Source organism: Corynebacterium sp. KPL2895 (genome assembly GCF_040225815.1).
Lineage (GTDB): Bacteria > Actinomycetota > Actinomycetes > Mycobacteriales > Mycobacteriaceae > Corynebacterium > Corynebacterium rhinophilum.
Genome location: NZ_JBEHFY010000001.1, coordinates 23,115 through 44,208 on the forward strand (window position 1 = coordinate 23,115; position 21,094 = coordinate 44,208).

17 protein-coding genes are annotated in these 21,094 nt (G+C 58.0%); 11 read left to right on the forward strand and 6 right to left on the reverse strand.

All coding sequences use genetic code 11. The annotated features are described in order from the left end of the window. Positions 1–123: 123 nt before the first annotated feature. Positions 124–2,163, forward strand: a complete 2,040-nt coding sequence (locus tag ABRP95_RS00115; protein ID WP_349838740.1) for a bifunctional metallophosphatase/5'-nucleotidase — start codon at positions 124–126, stop codon at positions 2,161–2,163. 110 nt (positions 2,164–2,273) lie between these two features. Next, positions 2,274–2,846, forward strand: a complete 573-nt coding sequence (locus tag ABRP95_RS00120) for a DUF421 domain-containing protein (protein ID WP_410755690.1) — start codon at positions 2,274–2,276, stop codon at positions 2,844–2,846. Positions 2,847–2,948: 102 nt separating this feature from the next. Here the strand turns inward: ABRP95_RS00120 and ABRP95_RS00125 are convergent, their stop codons facing one another. Continuing rightward, a complete protein-coding gene (locus tag ABRP95_RS00125; protein ID WP_284782041.1) occupies positions 2,949–3,296 on the reverse strand; it encodes a hypothetical protein in 348 nt (115 codons plus the stop codon). A 318-nt stretch (positions 3,297–3,614) separates the two neighbouring features. Continuing rightward, positions 3,615–4,499 carry a peptidylprolyl isomerase gene (locus tag ABRP95_RS00130; protein WP_284782040.1) on the reverse strand — a complete coding sequence of 295 codons (885 nt, stop codon included), beginning with the start codon at positions 4,497–4,499 and terminating at the stop codon, positions 3,615–3,617. A 156-nt stretch (positions 4,500–4,655) separates the two neighbouring features. Here ABRP95_RS00130 and tpx point away from each other — a divergent pair, with 156 nt between their 5' ends. The 3 genes from tpx to hisS all read left to right on the forward strand — a co-directional run bounded on the left by tpx (position 4,656) and on the right by hisS (position 7,245). Further along, positions 4,656–5,153, forward strand: a complete 498-nt coding sequence (gene tpx / locus ABRP95_RS00135; protein ID WP_284769716.1) for a thiol peroxidase — start codon at positions 4,656–4,658, stop codon at positions 5,151–5,153. A gap of 167 nt (positions 5,154–5,320) precedes the next feature. Then, positions 5,321–5,956, forward strand: coding sequence for an MBL fold metallo-hydrolase (locus ABRP95_RS00140; protein ID WP_284782038.1), 636 nt, complete (start codon positions 5,321–5,323; stop codon positions 5,954–5,956). Positions 5,957–5,961: 5 nt separating this feature from the next. Further along, complete coding sequence (hisS, locus tag ABRP95_RS00145; protein ID WP_284782037.1) at positions 5,962–7,245, forward strand: histidine--tRNA ligase; 1,284 nt, start codon at positions 5,962–5,964, stop codon at positions 7,243–7,245. 68 nt (positions 7,246–7,313) lie between these two features. Here hisS and ABRP95_RS00150 read toward each other — a convergent pair whose 3' ends face one another. From ABRP95_RS00150 to ypfJ, 4 genes are all read right to left on the reverse strand, one after another. Then, complete coding sequence (locus ABRP95_RS00150; protein ID WP_284769719.1) at positions 7,314–8,723, reverse strand: L-serine ammonia-lyase; 1,410 nt, start codon at positions 8,721–8,723, stop codon at positions 7,314–7,316. Between the two features lie 168 nt (positions 8,724–8,891). Next, on the reverse strand, positions 8,892–9,560 hold the full coding sequence (locus ABRP95_RS00155; RefSeq protein ID WP_005279023.1) for an FMN reductase: 669 nt from the start codon (positions 9,558–9,560) through the stop codon (positions 8,892–8,894). A 3-nt stretch (positions 9,561–9,563) separates the two neighbouring features. Beyond that, on the reverse strand, positions 9,564–10,676 hold the full coding sequence (locus ABRP95_RS00160; RefSeq protein ID WP_005279026.1) for an LLM class flavin-dependent oxidoreductase: 1,113 nt from the start codon (positions 10,674–10,676) through the stop codon (positions 9,564–9,566). A 105-nt stretch (positions 10,677–10,781) separates the two neighbouring features. After that, positions 10,782–11,663, reverse strand: a complete 882-nt coding sequence (gene ypfJ, locus ABRP95_RS00165; RefSeq protein WP_005279028.1) for a KPN_02809 family neutral zinc metallopeptidase — start codon at positions 11,661–11,663, stop codon at positions 10,782–10,784. Between the two features lie 240 nt (positions 11,664–11,903). On the opposite strand from ypfJ, the gene aspS reads away from it, so the two are divergent. The 6 genes from aspS to mltG all read left to right on the forward strand — a co-directional run bounded on the left by aspS (position 11,904) and on the right by mltG (position 21,091). Beyond that, on the forward strand, positions 11,904–13,730 hold the full coding sequence (gene aspS / locus ABRP95_RS00170; protein WP_035108457.1) for an aspartate--tRNA ligase: 1,827 nt from the start codon (positions 11,904–11,906) through the stop codon (positions 13,728–13,730). 125 nt (positions 13,731–13,855) lie between these two features. Then, positions 13,856–15,070, forward strand: a complete 1,215-nt coding sequence (locus ABRP95_RS00175; protein ID WP_349838741.1) for a phosphotransferase family protein — start codon at positions 13,856–13,858, stop codon at positions 15,068–15,070. A 31-nt stretch (positions 15,071–15,101) separates the two neighbouring features. Further along, complete coding sequence (locus ABRP95_RS00180) at positions 15,102–16,487, forward strand: replication-associated recombination protein A (RefSeq protein WP_284782029.1); 1,386 nt, start codon at positions 15,102–15,104, stop codon at positions 16,485–16,487. A 127-nt stretch (positions 16,488–16,614) separates the two neighbouring features. Continuing rightward, positions 16,615–19,299, forward strand: coding sequence for an alanine--tRNA ligase (alaS, locus tag ABRP95_RS00185; protein WP_284782026.1), 2,685 nt, complete (start codon positions 16,615–16,617; stop codon positions 19,297–19,299). A 9-nt stretch (positions 19,300–19,308) separates the two neighbouring features. Next, positions 19,309–19,860 carry a Holliday junction resolvase RuvX gene (gene ruvX / locus ABRP95_RS00190; protein WP_284796086.1) on the forward strand — a complete coding sequence of 184 codons (552 nt, stop codon included), beginning with the start codon at positions 19,309–19,311 and terminating at the stop codon, positions 19,858–19,860. Positions 19,861–19,897: 37 nt separating this feature from the next. Further along, positions 19,898–21,091, forward strand: coding sequence for an endolytic transglycosylase MltG (mltG, locus tag ABRP95_RS00195; RefSeq protein WP_284852061.1), 1,194 nt, complete (start codon positions 19,898–19,900; stop codon positions 21,089–21,091). The last annotated feature ends 3 nt before the right edge of the window (positions 21,092–21,094 follow it).

Here is a 21,094-nt window from a genome sequence, read left to right on the forward strand (position 1 = left end):
CGATTGTGTGAATTCTGGGCGGAGGAGAGGTAAAAGACCAGTTCACGGGTGGTGTGCTTCCTGCGAGTTGGTTAAGAAAGCGATATAAATTATCTGAATACTTTCTACGACACAGGAGTAATTATGCAGTTCCGCCGCATCGGCCAGTTGGTGGCCGCGACCACCGTCACCGCCGTCGCTCTCTCCGGCACGCAGGCCCTAGCGCAGGAGAACATGACCACCATCTCGGTTACCAATATCACTGACTTGCACGGTCACCTGGAAGATGGCCTGAGCGATCCAGCTAAGGCGGGCGATGAGATTGGCGTGGCTCGCCTGCAATCGCTTATCAAGCAGGTCAACGAAGGCCAGGAGTTTAACCTCACCTCTTCAGGCGATAACGTGGGCGGTTCTGCATTCGTCTCGGCCATCTCGGATGACAAATACACCCTGGAAGCGCTCAATGCCATGGGGATGAAGGTCACCGCGGTGGGCAACCACGAATTCGACAAGGGCACCGAGGACCTAACGGACCGTATCGAGCCAGCGTCTGACTATCCCATCCTCGGCGCCAATGTATTAAAAGACGGCCAACCGATCTTGGACGCCTCCCATGTGGAAGAAATCGACGGGGTGAAGGTCGGTTATGTCGGAACCGTTACCCAAAACACCAAGTTCAAGGTGTCTGCGGCAAAGATTCCGGGCGTTACCTTTACCGATCCCGTTGAGGCAACGAATGAGGAAGCCACCCGTTTGAAGGAAAGCGGCGAGGCAGATGTCGTGGTTTCCCTCTTCCACGAAGATGCGGAGGAATACGCAAAGGGCTTTAATAAGGACGTCGATATCCTCTTTGGTGGCGATACCCACCAGACCACCCAGGGAACGGTTGAACGCGACGGCGCGCTGCCACTGCAGTGGGCGCAAGGCTACGAGTATGGCAAGCTGCTTAACGATGCCGATATTACCTACGACAAGGCCGCCGGCAAGGTCAAAAGCATTGAGCTCAAGCAGTATGACGCGACTGCTGCGGCGCAGGTAGAGCCGGATGCTGAGATTGCGGGCATCGTTAAGAAGGCACAGGATGAAGCCGAGGTAGAAGGCTCGAAGAGCGCTGGCACAGTCGAAACCGACTTGTTCCGCGGTTCCGATGAGGGGCAAAAGCCAGGCTCTAACCGCGGTGTCGAGTCCACCCTGAATAACTTCATCGCGGAAGGGCAGCGCTATGCCATGAGCAAGCAGGTGGGTGAGGACATTGACCTCGGCGTCATGAATGCAGGCGGAGTGCGCGCCGATTTGCAGGGTGGCGATGTAACGTACAAGGACATCTTTGAGGTCCAGCCGTTTGGTAACTCTGTTATTACCGCGAAGGTCTCCGGCAAGGACTTCATCACCGCACTAGAAAAACAGTGGCAGGAGGGTAGTAGGCCGCGTCTAGCCATGGGGCTGTCCAATAACGTCCAGGTGGTCTATGACCAAAAAGCATCTCACGGCCAGCGCGTCAAGGCGGTGACTGTTAATGGCGAGCTCCTCGATCCGAATAAGGACTATTCCATCGCGCTTTCTTCCTTCCTTGCTTCCAGCGACAGCGAAAAGGGCGGCGATGGTTACTTTGAAGCAGGCTCCATCAAGGACAAGAACGATGTGGGATACATGGACGCCCAAGCCATGATCGACTACATCGCGTCCGGTGAGTCCGAGGTCCGCAAGGGACAGGGCCAAATTGGCGCCCACATCGATGGCGATATTGTCCCAGGTAAAGAAATCACCGTCGAACTGTCCACCTTGAACTACACCAGTGAGGGCGAGCCAATGGCTAAGACGGTTACGGTGAAGTTGGGGGATGAGGAAGTATCTGCCGATATCGACAACTCCAAGCAGGAAGGCGATGACCAATTTGGCGAGCGCGGACGCGCGCAGGTGACGCTGACCGTGCCAGAAGGACTCACCGGCTCCCAGAACCTGGAAATCACCACCGGCGCTGGTACGCAAGCAATCCTGCCCGTGGAATTGGGCGAAGCCGATGGTTCCCCGAAGATACCGCAAGGCTCTTCCTTTGGCGGCGCAGCCCTTGTCATCGTGGCGGCACTAGCGGCAGGAATCGCCTTTATTGGTTTAAATCCCCAGGTGCTGCCGGCACCACTGCGGGCCATCTTTGATGACCTGCGCAAGACTTTTCACATCTAATTAGGGATCCAATTCCTGCGGATACGCGAAAAGCGCTTTTCCTCGCTTAAAGGGGGGAAAAGCGCTTATTTTTCTGTGCTGTGTCTTGCATCCTAGTAACCTCAAAAGCCGTGGATATCTTTGAACGGTTTTTACGCGAGGCTACTTTTCAACTAGGAATCGAGCTACATCGAGTTCCTGTTGTCATGTTGTCTACATTAGGCATCTATCTTGCCTTTATGGTCTTGGTAAAGCTTTTTGGTTCTCGCGTGTTGACCTCCATGACGGCCTCTGACGCGATCATCATCATTATGTTCGGTGCCGTTGCCGGGCGAGTGATCATTGGTGTTCCACCCACATTAGCGGCGGGTGTTATCGGGCTGACCACGCTGATGGCCCTGGAAGCTGCATTCGGCACCATCCGCAAGGTGGTGAAGTGGACGCGATTTTTGGATCGCCGCCCTGTTCTCATCGTCTTTCAGGGCGAGATGATTGACGATAATCTCACCGTGTCCCACATCACTCGCTCTGATGTGTATTCCGCGGTGCGAAAGGCTGGTTTGGCCCGCATGGAAGACGTTCAGATTATGGTTTTAGAGCCCACCGGGCACATATCTGTCATCAAGAATGGTCAGGACATAGACCCAGATATCTTTAATGACCTCGTTGGCTCTGGGTATATCAAACAGGCCAAAGAGTCTTAAAGATTTGATAGAGGGGGGAGAACTTCAGAACTACCTTCCGTACAACCGCCGTGCAGTTCAATAAGAGGACGGCGGTTAAGCATCGTCAAGGCGCGATTGCGTTTAGAAAGGAAGTTTGAAGTTCTTTAGAAGGTCATCGATGTTGATGTACTTATTGGCGAAAGCGAAGAGAGTACCCAGTGCACCGACAGCAGCAGTAATAACTTCGATCCAGGCCTTGATGGACTCAGGATTCGCGTCCTTGGAAGACAAGTCTTGCGTTTTCTTGGCGTCGTTTTGCTTGTTTGCGTCCGAATCAATCTTCTGGCTAGGAGTGCCGGTGGAGGTGGCAGATGAGACCTGAGCGGCGGTATCCACATTCTCCGCGGCAGTGGCCACGGTGGTGCCAGCGAGAGTAACGGATAGGGCGGTTGCGCCGGCGAGGAAGGCCTTGCGGGAGATAAGCTTCATTGTGTTTCCTGTCAAGCTTGTGGTGTTCAAATTTTTTGGATATTAGACGGCTTCGTAGCTGTCCGAATTACCCCAAGCTGATTTTAATAAAAAACATTATCAATAAGGAATAGGGGTGTTTTGAGGGGGTGATTAATGCAGATGGTGTGAATGGGAAGGATGTGCTTTCTGGAGTTACGTGCAGGTAGGAGGTTGGTCAAGGCAAAGCATCGGATGTGAAAATGCCCCAGCGCCACGCCACGATTTAGTTCGTGCATTGCGCTGGGGTGAGGCAAATGTAGGGGGTGGGGAGGCATCGGCAAGCGCCGATGCCGCAGACTAGGCCTTTACCGTAGCCTTTTTGATCTTTACTTCTTCGGCAGGCTTGCCGTCTTCTTGGCCGCCTGGGAGACCGCCCTGCTCGCCGGTGTCTACGCCGGCCTCGGCAATCTTGTCTAGGGTCTTGAGGCCATCTTCGGTGATGGTGCCAAAGTAGGTGTAGTTAGGAGGCAACTCCGAGTCATCGTAGTTAAGGAAGAACTGGGAGCCGTTGGTGTCCGGGCCGCTATTGGCCATAGCGACGGAACCGCGGGGGTAGACAACTGGGTTCTGCAAGTCCTCGTCATCAGTTTCATCGGTGGGGTATTCATTAGCAAAGCTGAAACCTGGGCCGCCGGTACCGGAACCGGTGGGATCGCCGCACTGGAGCACATTCAAGCCACCAGAGGTCATGCGGTGGCAGACGGTGTCATCGTAGAAGCCGGAGTCAGCCAGTTCCGAAATGGCGTGGGTGGTACAAGGCGCGGTGGCACGGTCTAGGTTCATCTCGATCGGGCCCTGGGTGGTATCGAAGGATACGGTGACAGTGCCCTCGGTGGAAATATCCTTGCCGTCGGGCGTCTTGGCACCGTGGCCATCCTGCCCATTGTCCTTGTACTCGCACTGGACGGTTGCCGGCAGGGCTTCCGCGCGCTTGCCGCTCAAGGGCTCTGCCTTGGGGGCTTCCTGCGTGGTCTGTGCTTCCGAGGTATCTTCCGCCTGGATTTCGCCCTCAGAGCCATCGCGGGTGGAGAGGAAGTAAATTCCTCCGGCGATGCCGAGGATGACGACGAGCGAGGCTACGGCGACACCAAAAGGACGAGTCTTTTGTTTGCGGTCACGGGACTTTAGCTCGCGGTCGAGCTTGTGCATCGCGTCTTCTCCGCGCTTTTTATTATCTGGCACCGTGGGACAACCTTTCTAGCGATTATCGGTGACGTGTCTCAACTAGGATGATTTTAGCGGCTTTGCGGACGTGGGGCTGACTTGGCTCGGGGATTGGCATCAGCAAAAAGCGGTGAGCTATAGCGGGGAAGCAAAAGTATCAGTACGCTCGGGGCCATGGCTGAAGTTAAATTTTCTGACGAACCTACCCAAACCGCTGGTGAACTTCCCGCAGTAGGGGAGTCCATCCCAGAGTTCACCCTCGTTGGCACCGACCTTTCTGAGGTCACCAATAAGGATTTCGAGGGCAAGCGCCTCGTTATCTCGATTTTCCCTTCCATCGATACCGGCGTGTGCCAGCAGCAGCTGCGCACCTTTAACGAGAAGGCCGCGGGCCTGGACAACACCGTTGTCTTGTCTGTCTCCCGCGACCTTCCCTTCGCGCTGGATCGTTTCTGCGCCGCAGAGGGCATTGAAAATGTGGACACCGCCTCCGATTTCCGCTCCGATTTTGGCGAGAAGTTCGGCGTGACCTTGCAAGGCTCCCCACTCAAGGGCCTATTGGCACGCTCCGTTGTAGTCACCGACGCTGACCACAAGGTCATTTACAACGAGTTGGTGCCGGAGGTAACCACTGAGCCGGACTACGACAAGGCTCTTGCAGCCCTGCAATAAAGCTTTAAGCTGGCAGGATCTTTAAATCCAGCACCCAGCCTTTCCCCATAACCCACCGTGGTTGTGGGCGCGAAGGCTGGGTGCTTTTTGCATGCTTGCGCGGCCTTGGATCAAGAAGGCTGATACGTGCGGGGTGCTCAAGGGGCGGTTCTCGTTAGACTTGAGCCATGGACGTTCAAGGATTTACTGCAGGCCCATTTCGCACAAATACCTATATCGTGGCGGAGGGAAAGCGCGCTTTCATCGTGGATCCGGGCATGGATTCCATGTCGAGGGTTCTGGCGCACGACTATGACTATGAAGCCATCGTGCTCACGCACGGGCACATTGACCACACCCGCGAGGCCGGGGACTTGGCACAAAAGCTCGATATCCCCGTTTATATTCATCCCGCAGATAGGTTCATGTTGGATTCTGGGGAGGGCGTCTCTGCCCAGGTGCAGGAGCTATTCCAAGCCTCGAGCATGGTACCCATTGCCAATCTCCGCGAACTCCACGGTGGGGAAGAACTGGAGCTAATCGGGAATACATTTACCCTCCAACACGCCCCTGGACATTCGCCGGGGTGCGTATTGATCTTTTCGGATACTTTTGCCCTTACCGGTGACGTACTTTTTGCCGGGGGAATGGGGCGCGTCGATCTTCCGGATTCTAATCCACAGGCCATGCTTGATTCATTGGCGGGCCCGGTGTGGGATTTAGACGATGAGCTGGACATTTTTCCCGGCCACGGCCCAACCTCGACCATGCGTGAGGAGAGGGCGACCAACCCATTCCTGCGAAAATCCCATGGGGTACTCTAGTGACCATGAGTGAAGAGAAGCGGTTCCAGGCACTGTCCGCACCGAAGGGTGTGCCAGATTATTACCCACCAGAGTCTGCGACTTTTTATAAGGTCCGCCAGACCATGGTGGAACAGGCGCATCTTTCCGGCTTTCAGCACATTGAATTGCCCATTTTTGAAGATACCGCGCTTTTTGCCCGCGGCGTGGGCGAATCTACCGACGTGGTCTCCAAAGAGATGTACACCTTTGCAGATCGCGGCGATCGCTCTGTGACCTTGCGCCCGGAGGGAACTGCGGGCGTTATGCGCTCGGTCATCCAACACAATTTGGATCGCGGTCAGCTGCCGGTAAAGCTGAACTACAGTGGTCCGTTCTTCCGCTATGAGCGCCCGCAGGCGGGGCGCTACCGCCAGCTTCAGCAGGTTGGCGTGGAAGCTATTGGCGTTGACGATCCAGCACTTGATGCTGAGGTCATCGCACTGGCGGATCGCTCCTACAGGGCCCTGGGGCTGAGCGGGTTCCGCCTGGAATTGACCAGCTTGGGCGACCGGAATTGTCGGCCCGCCTACCGCGAAAAGCTGCAGGAATTCCTGTTCAAGCTGGACATTGATGAGGAAACCCGCCGCCGCGCGGAGATCAACCCCTTGCGTGTCTTAGACGATAAGCGCCCGGATATGCAGGAGCAGCTTGCCGATGCCCCCTTGATGCTCGATTACCTCGATGCCGAGTGCCGCGAGCACTTTGAGACCGTAACCGGCATGCTGGAGGATATGGGCGTGGCGTACGAAATCAACCCCCGTATGGTGCGCGGCTTGGACTACTACACCAAGACTTGCTTTGAATTCGTCCACGATGGCCTGGGTGCGCAATCCGGTATTGGCGGCGGCGGCCGCTACGACGGCCTGATGGCGCAGCTTGGCGGGCAAGATCTCTCGGGCATCGGCTATGGCCTCGGCGTTGACCGCGCCATCCTCGCCCTAGAAGCTGAGGGAATCACCTTAGAAGGCAGTGATTCCCGCGTGGATGTCTATGGCATTGCCTTGGGTACAGCGGCCAAGCGCCGCATGACCGGCATCATCAATGACCTGCGCAAGGCGGGAATCGCGGCGGATATGTCCTTTGGTGATCGCGGCCTCAAGGGCGCGATGAAGGGCGCTGACCGCGCGGGCGCGCGCTTTGCTCTGGTCCTGGGAGATCAAGAACTAGAAAACGGTACCGTTGCGGTGAAGGACTTGGCGGCCCACGAGCAACGCGATGTTGAGCTATCGCAGCTGGTTGCCATTTTAGGACGGGATCTAGAAAGCTAAACGCAGGAGTAAAAAAAAGGGGGGCACCGATTAAATTCGGTGCCCCCCTTTTGTGTGTTTTTAACTGATTAGCACTCCACTTGGGAAACGCTAAAGCCCATCGTCTTAGCCAAGCCGCCGAGGGAGGTCTCCTTGTACTTGGAGAGCATATCGCGGCCCGTATCTGCCATGGTTTGTACGGCGTTATCCAGGGTGACGTGGTGGGTGCCTTCGCCCATCATTGCCATGCGGGCGGCGTTAATGGATTTCACCGCGCCGATGGCGTTGCGCTCAATACAAGGGATCTGCACTAGTCCGCCGACCGGGTCACAGGTAAGGCCGAGGTTGTGCTCAAGGGCGATCTCTGCCGCATTTTCCACTTGGGCGGGGGTCGCACCAAGGAGTGCTGCCATTCCCGCAGCGGACATGGATGAGGCGGAGCCGACTTCGCCCTGGCATCCCACTTCGGCGCCGGAAATGGAGGCGTTCTGTTTGATGATCATGCCGATTGCGCCTGCGGTGAGCAGGTAACGGCGTGCGGATTCACGGCAGAAGCCACCATGGAAGTCGCGCGCATAGTGCAGCACTGCGGGAATGATGCCGCAGGCGCCGTTGGTGGGCGCGGTAATAACGCGGCCGCCCGCGGCGTTTTGCTCGTTGACCGCTAAGGCGAAGAGATTGACCCATTCCATGGCGGAGAAGCCAGAGTGTGGGTCATTTTTCTGTTCGAGCAGCTGCGCATACATCTTGGGGGCGCGCCGCGGTACCCGGAGGCCACCGGGCAAGATGCCCTTGGTGGAAATACCATCGGTCACGCATCCGCGCATGATGTCCCATACGAGGTCCAAATGGCGCAGGACAAAATCCGCGCCGCCTTCGTCCTTGTGAAGTACTTCCTCATTGGCGAGGACAATTTCCCAAATATCTTTGTCGTTGGCCTCGCAGAGGTTGAGCAGTTCTTCGCCGGTGGTGAACTCATATGGCACGGTGTCTTCTACGGTTGCTGCGGCAACGCCGGCGGGCACTTCGTGGCTATCGGCGACCTCTGCATCGAGCTCTTTGCGGGAGAGGATGAAGCCGCCGCCGACGGAGAAGTACTGTTCATCTTCAGCAAGGATATTGCCATCTGCATCCCAGGCCTGGAAGATCATGCCATTGGGGTGCTGGGGCAGTGGCTCGTTGTCAAAGGTGATTTCGTAGTCGACGCTGCCAGAAGGGCCAGAAATGGTGCCTTCGCTGGGGATTGTGCCGCCGGCTTGCGGCTCGGCATCGATGGGAACGGTCAGCGGCTCCCAGCCGGCGAGTCCAAGGATGACGGCGCGGTCGGAGGCGTGGCCGCGTCCGGTGGCGGACAGCGAACCGCGCAGTTCCGCCGAGACGCGGGCGGGATGGGTATCGAGGGATTCTAGAAATTGCTTCGCGGCGCGCATCGGCCCAACCGTGTGAGAGGAGGATGGACCAATGCCGATGGCGAAAATGTCAGTAACGCTAATAGTCATGGTGAAAGCCTTAAGAAACCTTTCTTCGTAGCAAGAGAGTTATCGGTCCAAGAGCATGAAAAAGAAATTTTCTCTGGCGCGGGGATTCGGGTCGAAGATTCTAAAATTCAAGCGTAGAGAAATATGTGACATGTATCAATTTTAGAATATGCGATAGGTATTGCGGCGCTAGCGCTTTCCGTCGTATTGGGACAAAATTTCCTCGAAAGGCAGAAACTCTTCGTCCACTCCGATTCCGGTAGGGCGGGAATGGGGACTGGGTTTGGGGGCATCGGCAAGCCCGGCGACCCGATCCGTGGGGCGAATCATCTGATCCGCAAGCTGCGTTGCGGCGCGCTCGATACGGCTGCGAATGCGCGCGCCCTCGGCGGTGCCCAGATCCTCGGTTGCCTGGAATATGCCGGTCGGAACGACGTGGGCGTGCAGGTAATTCAACAGGGGGCGCAGCGCATAGTCCAAGATGAGCGCGTGGCGCGGGGAACCGCCCGTAGCTGCCACGATGGTGGGCAGCTCCTCCAAGGCGTGGGCATCCAGAACATCAAAAAACATCTTGAACAGCCCGGAGTAGCTGCCTTGGAAGGCAGGGGTGACGGCAATAAAGCCATCGGCCGTAGACAGCAGCTCTTTTGCTTCATCCAGTTGGGGCGTTGGAGCCGCCCAATTGGTCATGGCTGTGGCCAATTCAGAAGCAAGGGTGCGCACCTCAATAATGTGGGTGTTTACGCCTTCACCGCGCGCGGAAATCTTCGCCTCGGTGGCTTCTGCAATGGTCTCAGCCAATTGCCGGGTAGATGATGGCTCCGAGAGCCCGGCCGTGAGGACAACTAAAGAGCGCATTGCTTAGTCCTCCTTTCCAGGGCTTACGCGAAAGTGCGGGGAATCTGGGTGCTGCTTGAGCGTGGCATGCGTTGGTGGGTCCGAGGGTACATGCTCTGGTCGTCGCTGCTCAAAGCGCCGACGAAGCTCCGGTACTACTTGTGTGCCAAGAATTTCTATCTGCTTGAGCACCACTTCTTGTGGCAGCCCGGCGTGATCGATGAGGAAGAGCTGGCGTTGGTAATCGCCCACGTAGTCCGCAAATTTCAGGGTGCGCTCAATAACCTGCTCTGCGGTACCCACGGTCAGCGGGGTGTAGTCAGTAAATTCCTCCAGGCTAGGCCCGTGCCCGTACACGGGGGCGTTATCGAAGTACGGGCGGAAGAACCTCTTGGCCTCCTCTTCAGTATCGCCGATGAATACCTGGCCGCCGAGCCCCACGATGGCTTGGTCTGCTTGGCCGTGGCCATAGGAAGCAAAGCGACGCCGGTACATGTTGACCATCTTGGCCGTGTGTTCTTGATTCCAGAAGATATTATTGTGAAAGAACCCGTCGCCGTAATAGGCCGCTTGTTCTGCAATCTGGGTAGAACGAATGGAGCCGTGCCATACAAACGGCGGGATGCCATCGAGGGGCGCCGGGGTAGAGGTAAACGCCTGCAACGGGGTGCGGAATTTGCCCTCCCAGTTGACGCTGTTTTCCCGCCACAGGCGGCGCAGCAAGTGGTAATTTTCCACGGCCAACGGGATGCCTTGGCGGATATCTTTGCCAAACCACGGGTAGACGGGGCCGGTATTGCCGCGCCCCATCATCAGATCCACACGGCCGCCGGAGAGGTGCTGTAAGAAGGCGTAATCTTCCGCGATCTTTACCGGGTCATTGGTGGTAATCAGCGTCGTGGAGGTAGAAAGCTGCAAGCGCTCGGTCTGCGCTGCGATATAGGCTAGGTGGGTCGTCGGGGAGGACGGAACGAAGGGCGGGTTGTGGTGCTCGCCTGTGGCGAAGACATCGAGGCCCACTTCTTCTGCCTTGAGCGCGATTTCCGTAATATTGCGGATTCGCTCCGCCTCTGATGGGCTTTCGCCCGTCGTTGGATCGGTGGTCACATCTCCGACCGTGAAAATGCCAAATTGCATGGTGTCCCTTTCTACTCTTGCTGCGTACCTGTAATCATTGTACGTGACATGTCAACAATACGGGCAGGGAGATTATTTCCAGCGGGGTAAAGAGGGGGCCGGGAGTTAGCTGTAGACCCCGCGCCCCAAGGTGTCGCACTCAGCCATCCGGCCGGAATTATAACCAGCAAGGAAAGCTCGCTGGCGTTGCTCGGAAGAACCGTGCGTCCACGCATCGGGTTGGACCTGCCCAGTGGAACGGCGCTGAATATTATCGTCACCCACAGCCTGCGCCGCGGTGACTGCGTCAGCCACCTGCTGTTGGGAAATCGGCTCCAGCAGAGCATCCTCGCCCTTATCCGCGTGGGAAGCCCAAATACCGGCGTAGCAATCTGCCTGGAGCTCGATCTTTACCGCATTGGAATCCGCGCCGGGGTCGTTATAGTCAGATAGCTGCAGCGTGCCCTCGAGCTGCTGAATGTGGTGACCAAACTCGTGGGCAACGATGTACATCTGCGCGAACGGGGCATTGTGCGCGCCGTAGTTGCTCAGCGAATTGAAAAACGTGGTGTCAAAATACGCCGATTGGTCGGCGGGGCAATAAAACGGCCCCGTGGCTGAAGACGCAGTGCCGCAGCCGGAATTGGTGGAGCTATTAAAAATCACCCGGCCAGGGTTGGTGTATTCGATGCCGGCTTGCTCGGGTAGCTCGGCGGTCCAGACATTATCCACGCTCATGGCGGTAAACATGACCCGGCAGTCATCGTATTTATTGCCGTCTTCTGCCGTTTGGCAGTGATCGAAGGCGGAATCATCGGCACCGGTGTGGGTGCCGGATTGGGACTGTTCATTGCCCAACAGGGCACCAATATCGGAGGGGTTTCCTCCTAATAAGAGGTAGAGCCCGACGAGCACGACGGAGCCGATGCCGCCGCCTAAAGCGAGGCCGCCGCCACCGCCGGAGGTTGCGCGCTGGCCATCGAAATCGGCACCAGATTTAAAGGTCATGTCTAGATAGTGCCACACCTTGTCGGCCGCGGCAGTGCGCAGCAGCCCATTTATTTCCGGCAGGGTTAGCGGTGCCGGGGCCGCGTGCCTGCGCGGTGGCTTAAGTGGGCTTAATAGGGGCGAAAGTGGCGGTGGGATGTAGAATTGGCCAAGTTCCTAGTCTTGTGCTTGGTTGGGCGCGCGCTGTTTACGCGTGGCTGGACCCGCAAGTAACACCATTTCAGAAGGGATTGAATTATAGTGCTGCGTACCCATTTGGCCGGTGAGCTCCGCAAAGAACTGGCAGAAGAGACAGTAACCCTAACCGGTTGGGTTTCTCGTCGCCGTGACCACGGCGGCGTGATCTTCATCGACCTGCGCGATCGTTCCGGCATTGCCCAGGTAGTCTTCCGCGAATCCGATGTGGCAGAGCGCGCCCATGACCTGCGTTCGGAATACTGCGTCAAGGTAACCGGCGTAGTGGAACCGCGCCCAGAAGGATCCGAAAACCCGAACCTGCCTTCCGGAGACATCGAGGTCAACGTCACCGACCTGGAGGTGCTCAACAAATCCGCAGCGCTGCCCTTCCAGGTAGATGATCCTTCCTCCTCTGGCGAGGTAGGCGAGGAGACCCGCCTGAAGTACCGCTACTTGGATCTGCGCCGCGAGCGCCAGGCAAAGGCACTGCGTCTGCGCTCTGCTGCCAACCGCGCGGCCCGTAACGTGCTGGATAAGCACGATTTCGCCGAAATCGAAACCCCTACCTTGACCCGTTCCACCCCAGAGGGCGCGCGCGACTTTTTGGTCCCTGCCCGCCTGAAGCCGGGTTCTTGGTACGCGCTGCCGCAGTCGCCGCAGCTATTCAAGCAGCTGCTGATGGTGGCCGGCATGGAGCGCTACTACCAGATCGCGCGCTGCTACCGCGATGAGGACTTCCGCGCCGACCGCCAGCCGGAATTTACCCAGTTGGACGTGGAGATGTCCTTCGTGGATCAAGACGATGTCATTGCGCTTGGTGAAGAGATTGTCAAGGAGCTGTGGAAGCTCATCGGCTACGACATTCAGACCCCAATCCCGCGCATGACCTATGCCGATGCCATGAAGTACTACGGCTCCGATAAGCCGGACCTGCGCTTTGACATCAAGATTGTCGAGTGCACGGAGTTCTTCAAGGACACCACCTTCCGGGTCTTCCAGAACGAATACGTCGGTGCCGTAGTCATGGACGGCGGTGCTTCGCAGCCGCGCCGCCAGTTCGATGCATGGCAGGACTGGGCCAAGCAGCGCGGCGCCAAGGGCCTTGCCTACATCACCGTCGCAGAAGACGGCACCCTGGGCGGGCCTGTGGCCAAGAACATCACCGACGCGGAGCGCGAGGGCATCGCCGAGCACGTTGGCGCAAAGCCCGGTGACGCCATCTTCTTTGCCGCCGGCGATACTAAGTCTTCCCGCGCGCTGCTGGGTGCGGCCCGCGGCGAAATTGCCAAGAAGCTCGACCTCATCAAGGAAGGCGACTGGGCCTTTACCTGGGTCGTTGACGCCCCGCTCTTCGAGCCTTCTGCCGATGCCACCGCGTCCGGCGACGTGGCCTTGGGCCACTCCAAGTGGACCGCGGTGCACCACGCCTTTACCTCGCCGAAGCCGGAGTGGATCGATTCCTTCGACGAGAACCCGGGCGAGGCCACGGCCTATGCCTACGACATCGTTTGCAACGGCAACGAGATCGGCGGCGGTTCCATCCGTATTCACCAAGAAGATGTGCAAAAGCGCGTCTTTGAGGTCATGGGCATCGGCGATGAGGAAGCACAAGAGAAGTTCGGCTTCTTGCTCGACGCCTTCTCCTACGGCGCACCGCCACACGGCGGCATCGCCTTTGGCTGGGACCGCATCGTGTCCCTCTTGGGCGGCTTTGACTCCATCCGCGACGTCATTGCCTTCCCGAAGTCCGGTGGCGGCGTGGATCCGCTTACCGATGCCCCCGCGCCCATCCCCGCCGCACAGCGCAAGGAGACCGGCGTGGACTTCAAGCCGGAGAAGAAAAGGAACGGCGAAGAGGCTAAGGCCGCGAAATCAGAGCAGGAGAACTAGCTCTTAGGCTCGCTATCACGACACCATTTTTAGGTTAAGCGGGGCGCGCGCCCTCGCCGCAGCGGACACTTGTGCGGCGAGGGTGTAGCCCCCGCTTTGTGTTGGCGGGCATACTGGATAGAACTATGGTTGATACACAGACAGTGCTTTCGGCCGATGAGGTCATTGGTGCCGCATCGGAAATGTTGTCGCGCCGCTTTGGTGGCACACCAGAAATGTCGGATGTTGAGGATTTAGGCGGATCCGGCAATGCCTTAGTGCTGCGCGCGAAAGTTGCCCCTAGCGCCTTTTTGCCGCATCGCTCTGTGGTTATCAAATACAATCCAGTAACCGGCTATGGCGTTGATGACGCAGCGATGCTGCGCGAGGTCGTGGCCTACCAATTTACCACCGCCTTAGCAGAAGACGTGCGCCCAGGGCCGGTGCTGCTCGCGCACGATTTAGACCGGCGCATCATTGTCCTGACGGATTTGGGTGAAGCCGAGACCCTTGCGGATGTGCTTTTGGAATCCTCCGATGAGGATCGCATCCGCATCCTGCGCTCTTTGGGTACGGCATTGGGGCATATTCACGTAGGAACCGCAGATCACGAGCAGGATTTTGAGACCCTGCTCAACCGCACCTTGCGGCATAACCCGGAATACGCCGATCACCAATCCGTGCGCGATCAATCCTTGTATCGCTCCATTGGTATCGGGCTGAACCTGCTTGATGAGGCAGGGCTCAAGGCCCCAGAGAGTTTTCGCAGCTTGGCCGATCAAGCCGCCGAATCCCTCACCTCCGGCAAGGATAGGGCCTTTACTCCCTTCGATCTCTCGCCGGATAACATCATCGTTTCTAAGCGCCTGCACTTCTTGGACTATGAATGGGCGGGGTTTAGGAACGTGGGCTTTGACGTCGCGTGCGTTATCGCGGGCTTCCCACAGTTCCTATTTTCTAAACCAATCACGGATAAGGAAGCAGATACATTCCTCGCCGCATGGTCGCGCGAAGTATCTGAGGTATGGCCGCGCTTTGCCGATGAAGAAGAGCTACACGGCCTTATCGTCGCCTCCCTCATTGGTTGGGCCTTGTCTAGCGTGACTACCATGCACGCTGGGGGAATTGAGGGATTGGTTGCCCTTGCTAGCGGGGACGCAGAGATTGTTCATGACCCGCAGCGCTCGATCCTGCGCCCGCCGGACAGCGGGCCATTTAACGAGGACGAGCTATTGGTCCGCCAAGACCTCTATGAAACCTTCGACGCGCTCGCGCGCTACGCCGCCCAATGCGGGACCGCACCGTGTACGGCCATCGCGGAGTTTGGCAACTTAGTTGCCCGCCGCGTCCACGACGACTAATCACTACACCTTTTTGGGGAGCTAAAACCACATGAGCCAGGATTCTCTCTTCGGCGCCTCTCCCAATGCCGGCGGCAGCATGGGAGGCGATGGCTCGGCATCGTCTTTTCCCACGGCCAATCTCTTTGCCACGCACTCCGGTTCGCCCTTGGCCGCGCGCATGCGCCCGCAGACTTTGGAAGAGGTCGTGGGGCAAGACCACCTCCTTGCTTCCGGCAAGCCGCTGCGCCGGCTGGTCGAAGGATCCGGCGAGGCCTCGGTCATTTTGTATGGTCCGCCCGGGACCGGCAAGACAACGATTGCCTCGCTCATCGCGAGCCAGATGGGCCAAAACTTCGTTGGTCTCTCCGCCCTTGATTCAGGGGTGAAGCAGGTGCGCGAAGTCATTACCCACGCCCGGCAGGAACTTATCCACGGCCGCAGGACGGTGCTTTTTATTGATGAGGTTCATCGCTTCTCCAAAACCCAGCAGGACGCCTTGCTGGCAGCGGTGGAAAACCGGACGGTCCTGCTCGTTGCAGCGACGACCGAAAACCCATCCTTCTCGGTCGTCTCGCCGTTGTTATCCCGCTCGCTCCTCCTGCAGCTGCACTCGCTGAGCGAGGAGGATCTCAAGGGCGTAGCGCGCCGCGCGCTAGACAGCGACTGGGGGCTAGGGGAGCGCGACTTGATCATTACTGATGAGGCCTTAAACCAGCTCGTCGTGCTCTCTGGGGGCGACGCTCGGCGCAGTCTGACCTACCTCGAAGCGGCCGCGGAAGCGGTTGATGATGGCGGCGAGATCACCGCGGCCACGATTACGGATAACGTGAATCGGGCGGTGGTGCGCTATGACCGCGACGGCGATCAGCACTACGACGTGACATCCGCTTTCATCAAGTCCATCCGCGGCTCTGATGTCGATGCCGCGCTGCACTATTTAGCGCGCATGGTTGAGGCTGGCGAGGATCCGCGGTTTATTGCCCGCCGTCTGATGGTTCACGCCTCAGAGGATATTGGCATGGCTGATCCCACGGCCTTGCAAGTCGCAGTCGCGGCCGCAGAGGCGGCACAACTAATCGGCTTGCCTGAAGCGCGCATCCCGCTGGCGCAGGCAACGATTCACTTGGCGACGGCGCCGAAATCGCCGTCCGTAATCGCTGCCATTACTAAGGCACAAGCCGATGTCGCCGCCGGCAAGGTCGGCCACGTGCCGCCGCACCTGCGCGATGGGCACTATGAGGGCGCAAAACGGCTGGGAAATGCGACGGGGTATTCCTATCCCCACGATGATCCGCGCGGGGTAGTGGAGCAACAATACCTGCCCGATGAGCTCGAGGGCACCGTATATTATGAGCCCACCGAGCACGGCGCTGAAAAACGAATCTTTGACTATATTGGCCGTTTGCGCAGGATACTTCGCGGCAAGCGCCGCTGAGTGCGAGCCTGCTCGGCTGGTTTTGGCCCCACCGATGGGCAAGGCCTGCCCACCAGTAGGTAAAGTTGGATGGGTTAGAAAGCTTCTTGATGGAAGATAAAAGCTTAGACAGTTAGGATTATTGCTCGTGAAGACTCATGAGATCCGGGAACGGTTTACCCAGCACTTCGTCAATTCTGGTCACGAGGTTGTCCCCAGCGCCTCTTTGATCCTGGATGACCCTAACCTGCTTTTCGTTAACGCGGGCATGGTGCCCTTCAAGCCTTATTTCTTGGGCCAGCAGACCCCACCATTTTCGCAAGGGCTTGCTACCTCCATCCAAAAGTGCGTGCGCACCTTGGATATTGAGGAAGTTGGCATTACCACCCGCCACAACACCTTCTTCCAAATGGCGGGTAACTTCTCCTTTGGCCAGTACTTCAAGGAAGGCGCCATTTCCAATGCATGGAACCTGCTGACCAAAGACGTAGAAGACGGCGGGTTTGGCCTGGACCCGGAGCGCCTGTGGGTCACCGTGTACCTCGATGACGATGAGGCAGCGGAAATCTGGCGGGATAAGATCGGCGTGCCAGAAGAGCGCATCCAGCGCCTGGGCATGGAAGATAACTACTGGTCCATGGGCGTGCCGGGACCATGTGGGCCCTGCTCGGAAATCTATTACGATCGCGGGTCCGAATACGGCAAGGACGGCGGCCCGATTGCGGATGATAACCGCTACATGGAGATCTGGAACCTCGTGTTCATGCAAAATGAGCGCGGCGAGGGAACCGGAAAGGGCGATTTTGAGATCGTCGGCGAACTGCCGAAGAAAAACATCGATACCGGCTTGGGCATCGAGCGCGTCGCTTGCCTGTTGCAGGGAGTAGACAACGTCTACGAAACCGACCTGCTCCGCCCGGTTATTGACGTTGCTGAGGAGCTTACCGGCGCCACCTACGGCGAGAAGGCAACGCAGCAGGATAATATCCGCTTCCGCGTGGTGGCTGACCACTCGCGCACCGGCATGATGCTCATCTTGGATGGCGTTACCCCAGGTAATGAGGGCAGGGGCTATATCTTGCGCCGCCTGTTGCGCCGCATCATTCGCTCCGCAAAGCTGCTCGGCGCCGAGGGCGCCACCATGGAGCGCTTCATGAATACGGTCATGGATACCATGACCCCGTCTTATCCTGAGATTGCGGATAACCGCGAGCGCATCCTCCGCGTGGCCATCAATGAGGAAAAGGCGTTTTTGAAGACGCTGGAATCTGGCACCAAGCTTTTCGATGAAGCCGTGGATGACCTGCGCTCTACCCACCGCGCGAAGACCCAAAAGGTGCTTTCCGGTGATAAGGCTTTTGAGCTGCACGATACCTATGGGTTCCCCATTGACCTCACCCTGGAAATGGCGCAGGAAGCCGGCCTTGACGTGGACATGGAAGGCTTTAATGCCGCCATGGGCGAGCAGCGCCGCCGCGCCAAGGCCGATAACCAAGCCAAGAAGCACGGCCACACCGACCTCTCCTTGTACCGCGACTGGGTAGATAATAACCCCACCGTATTCACCGGTTATGAGGAACTGGTCTCGGGGGCGAACGTCATCGGCCTGGTCAAAGATGGCCAGAAGGTCAACGAGGTCCACGAGGGCGATGAGGTTGAGGTTATTTTGGACCACTCGCCGCTCTACGCTGAGTCCGGCGGACAGATGGCTGACCGCGGCCGCATTTCTGCGGGCGAATCCCTTCTGGAGGTCAATGACGTCCAGAAGATTGGCAAGAAGCTGTGGGTACACAAGGCTTCCGTTACCGCCGGTGGGCTCGATCTTGGCATGTCTGTTGAGGCTTCCGTAGATGAGAAGTGGCGCCACGGTGCGACCCAGGCGCACTCGGCCACCCACCTCATTCACGCAGCCCTGCGGCAGGTGCTGGGACCCACTGCCGTGCAGGCAGGCTCCCTTAACCGTCCGGGCTACCTGCGCTTCGACTTCAACTACACCGAGCAGTTGAGCAAAGAGCAAATGGAAGAAATCGCCCTGATTACTAACCAGGCGATCGACTCCAATATGGCCGTCAACACCATCGACACCTCACTGGAAGAGGCTAAGGCGATGGGTGCTATGGCCCTGTTCGGTGAAAACTACGGAAACCAGGTGCGCGTGGTGGAAATCGGCGGACCATTTTCCATCGAGCTCTGTGGCGGCACCCACGTTGGTTCCTCGGCAGAGATCGGTCCCGTTTCCGTGCTCGGTGAGTCCTCGGTTGGCTCCGGTGCCCGCCGCATTGAGGCTTACTCCGGCATGGATGCCTTCCGGTACTACTCCAAGGAAACTGCGCTGGTAGAAGGCGTTTCTCGCGAGCTGAAGGTGCAGTCGGAGGAGCTCCCAGAGCGCATTTCGCAGCTTTCGGAGAGGCTCAAGGCCGCTGAGAAGGAAATCGAGGTCCTGCGCAAGGCGCAACTGACCGCGCGCGCCTCTGAATTCATCGACTCGGCTACCGAGGTCAATGGGATCAAGACCATTGCGCTGCAGCTTCCCGATGGCACCTCGGGCGGCGACCTGCGCACCGTGGCCACCGATATCCGCAACCGCATGAAGGATACGGCCGCTGTCATCGTGCTCGGTGCAGTGGACAAGGGTAAGTTCCCGTTCATTGCGGCCGCTACGGCCAAGGCGGTGGACGAGGGCGTGAAAGCTGGGGACATCGTCAAGCGCCTCGGCGAATACGTCAACGGTCGCGGCGGCGGCAAGCCGGACATGGCGCAGGGCTCCGGCACCGCGCCGGAAGGTGCGCAGCGGGGCTTCGAGGCCGTCAAGGACCTTTTGCAGTCGCGCTAAGGGCTTATTATGGCAAAAGTTAAACCAGATTCCCCGGGAGTAGGTGACCCAGGCGAGGGCCGCCGGTTAGCACTCGACGTAGGCACAGTGCGAATTGGCGTTGCGGTATCCAACCGGGAGGCCACCCTCGCTACCCCTGTGGAAACCGTTCCCAGGAAGACCGGATTCAAAGACCGCGATCAAGAAGACATTGATCGAATTCTGGAGCTTATTGAGGCATATTCCGCGGTAGAAGTCATTGTTGGTTTGCCGCGTGATTTACAAGGAAATGGGTCAAAAAGTGTAAAACACGCGAAAGAAATTGCGTTTCGGATTCGACGCCGCTTGAATCAAGATGAAAATATAGATAAAGTTCCACCACCAGTACGCTTGGCTGATGAACGTTTGACGACGGTAGCGGCAACCACCGCGCTGCGCGCGTCCGGCGTGTCCGAAAAGAAGGGCAGAAAAATCATTGACCAAGCTGCAGCGGTGGAAATACTACAGTCCTGGCTGGATGGGCGTGCTAACGCGCTCCGCTCGGATGATGCAGTAGCCCAGCCTTCAAACTCAGGAGACTAAACACGTGAGCCGTAACCAACAACGCCTCGGGCGATCGATGGATGATAAGTACGTCAAGCGGCGCCAGCGCGGCATCGCCGTGGTGGTCGCATCCGTCATCGTCATTTTAGGAGCTCTGATCTACATCGGAGTACGCATCGGCACTTCTTCGGCCGACTACGAAGGGGCCGGTAACGGCACCACGCAATTGGTGGAGGTCCCCGAAGGGTCGTCTATGTCCGAGCTGGGCCCCACGCTCGTGGATAAGAATGTGGTCAAGACCCAAGAGGCATTCGACTCCGCGGCGTCGATGAACCACAGCGCCAGCCAGATTCAGCCTGGCTTCTACCGCCTGCAGGAAGAAATGAGCGCGGCGAATGCGGTAGAGGCATTGCTCGATGAAAACAACCGTGTGGACATGCTTGAGGTCCAAGGCGGTGCCACCCTGGAGGACGTGAAGGTCGTCGGCGGTGACGTGCGCTTTGGTATCTACTCTTTGATCTCCCAGGTCAGCTGCGATGACGGCAATTGCCTGGACAAGGAAGAACTGGAAAAGGCGGCGGCAGAAACTGATCCTAAGGAGCTCGGCGCACCCGAATGGGCACTTGACGCGATTAAAAAGCGCGGCAATGACCCGAAGCGTATTGAGGGCCTGATTGCCCCTGGTCAGTACGTCCTGGACCCGAATATGAGCGCCAAGGATATCTTGAAGGACCTCATTACCCGCTCTGCCAAGCGCTATGAGGAAACCGATATCGAAAATCGCGCCAAGGCCATCGGCCTGTCGCCGTACGAGCTTTTGACCTCTGCGTCCTTGGTTGAGCGTGAGGCGCCTGCCGGCGAATTCGACAAGGTCGCTCGCGTCATCCTGAACCGCCTTGACGAGCCCATGCGCCTAGAGTTCGACTCCACCGTGAACTACGGACTGGAAGACGTTGAGCTTGCCACCACCGATGAGGCTCGTGCGGAAAAGACTCCGTGGAATACCTACGCCAAGGAAGGCCTGCCGGATACGCCGATTTCCTCGCCTTCTGATGAGGCAATTCGCGCCATGGAAGAACCCGCCGAAGGTAGCTGGAAGTTCTTCGTCACCGTGGATAAGGACGGCACCACCGTGTTCTCTGATACCTACGATGAGCACCTGGACCGTGTGGACGATGCCATCCGCTCCGGCGTCCTCGACTCGCAGCGCGAGGGTGAGGGAGCAGGAGCCGGCAACGGCGATGCCGCCTCGGATCAACCGGCTGAGTAGGCA

What these genes read in the sequence shown, in the direction of transcription:
- ABRP95_RS00115 (WP_349838740.1), top strand. Translation starts at nt 124, where the DNA reads ATGCAGTTCCGCCGCATCGGCCAGTTGGTGGCCGCGACCACCGTCACC.
- ABRP95_RS00125 (WP_284782041.1), bottom strand. Translation starts at nt 3,296, where the DNA reads ATGAAGCTTATCTCCCGCAAGGCCTTCCTCGCCGGCGCAACCGCCCTA.
- tpx (WP_284769716.1), top strand. Translation starts at nt 4,656, where the DNA reads ATGGCTGAAGTTAAATTTTCTGACGAACCTACCCAAACCGCTGGTGAA.
- ABRP95_RS00140 (WP_284782038.1), top strand. Translation starts at nt 5,321, where the DNA reads ATGGACGTTCAAGGATTTACTGCAGGCCCATTTCGCACAAATACCTAT.
- hisS (WP_284782037.1), top strand. Translation starts at nt 5,962, where the DNA reads ATGAGTGAAGAGAAGCGGTTCCAGGCACTGTCCGCACCGAAGGGTGTG.
- ABRP95_RS00150 (WP_284769719.1), bottom strand. Translation starts at nt 8,723, where the DNA reads ATGACTATTAGCGTTACTGACATTTTCGCCATCGGCATTGGTCCATCC.
- ABRP95_RS00155 (WP_005279023.1), bottom strand. Translation starts at nt 9,560, where the DNA reads ATGCGCTCTTTAGTTGTCCTCACGGCCGGGCTCTCGGAGCCATCATCT.
- ABRP95_RS00160 (WP_005279026.1), bottom strand. Translation starts at nt 10,676, where the DNA reads ATGCAATTTGGCATTTTCACGGTCGGAGATGTGACCACCGATCCAACG.
- ypfJ (WP_005279028.1), bottom strand. Translation starts at nt 11,663, where the DNA reads ATGACCTTTAAATCTGGTGCCGATTTCGATGGCCAGCGCGCAACCTCC.
- ABRP95_RS00175 (WP_349838741.1), top strand. Translation starts at nt 13,856, where the DNA reads ATGGTTGATACACAGACAGTGCTTTCGGCCGATGAGGTCATTGGTGCC.
- ABRP95_RS00180 (WP_284782029.1), top strand. Translation starts at nt 15,102, where the DNA reads ATGAGCCAGGATTCTCTCTTCGGCGCCTCTCCCAATGCCGGCGGCAGC.
- ruvX (WP_284796086.1), top strand. Translation starts at nt 19,309, where the DNA reads ATGGCAAAAGTTAAACCAGATTCCCCGGGAGTAGGTGACCCAGGCGAG.
- mltG (WP_284852061.1), top strand. Translation starts at nt 19,898, where the DNA reads ATGGATGATAAGTACGTCAAGCGGCGCCAGCGCGGCATCGCCGTGGTG.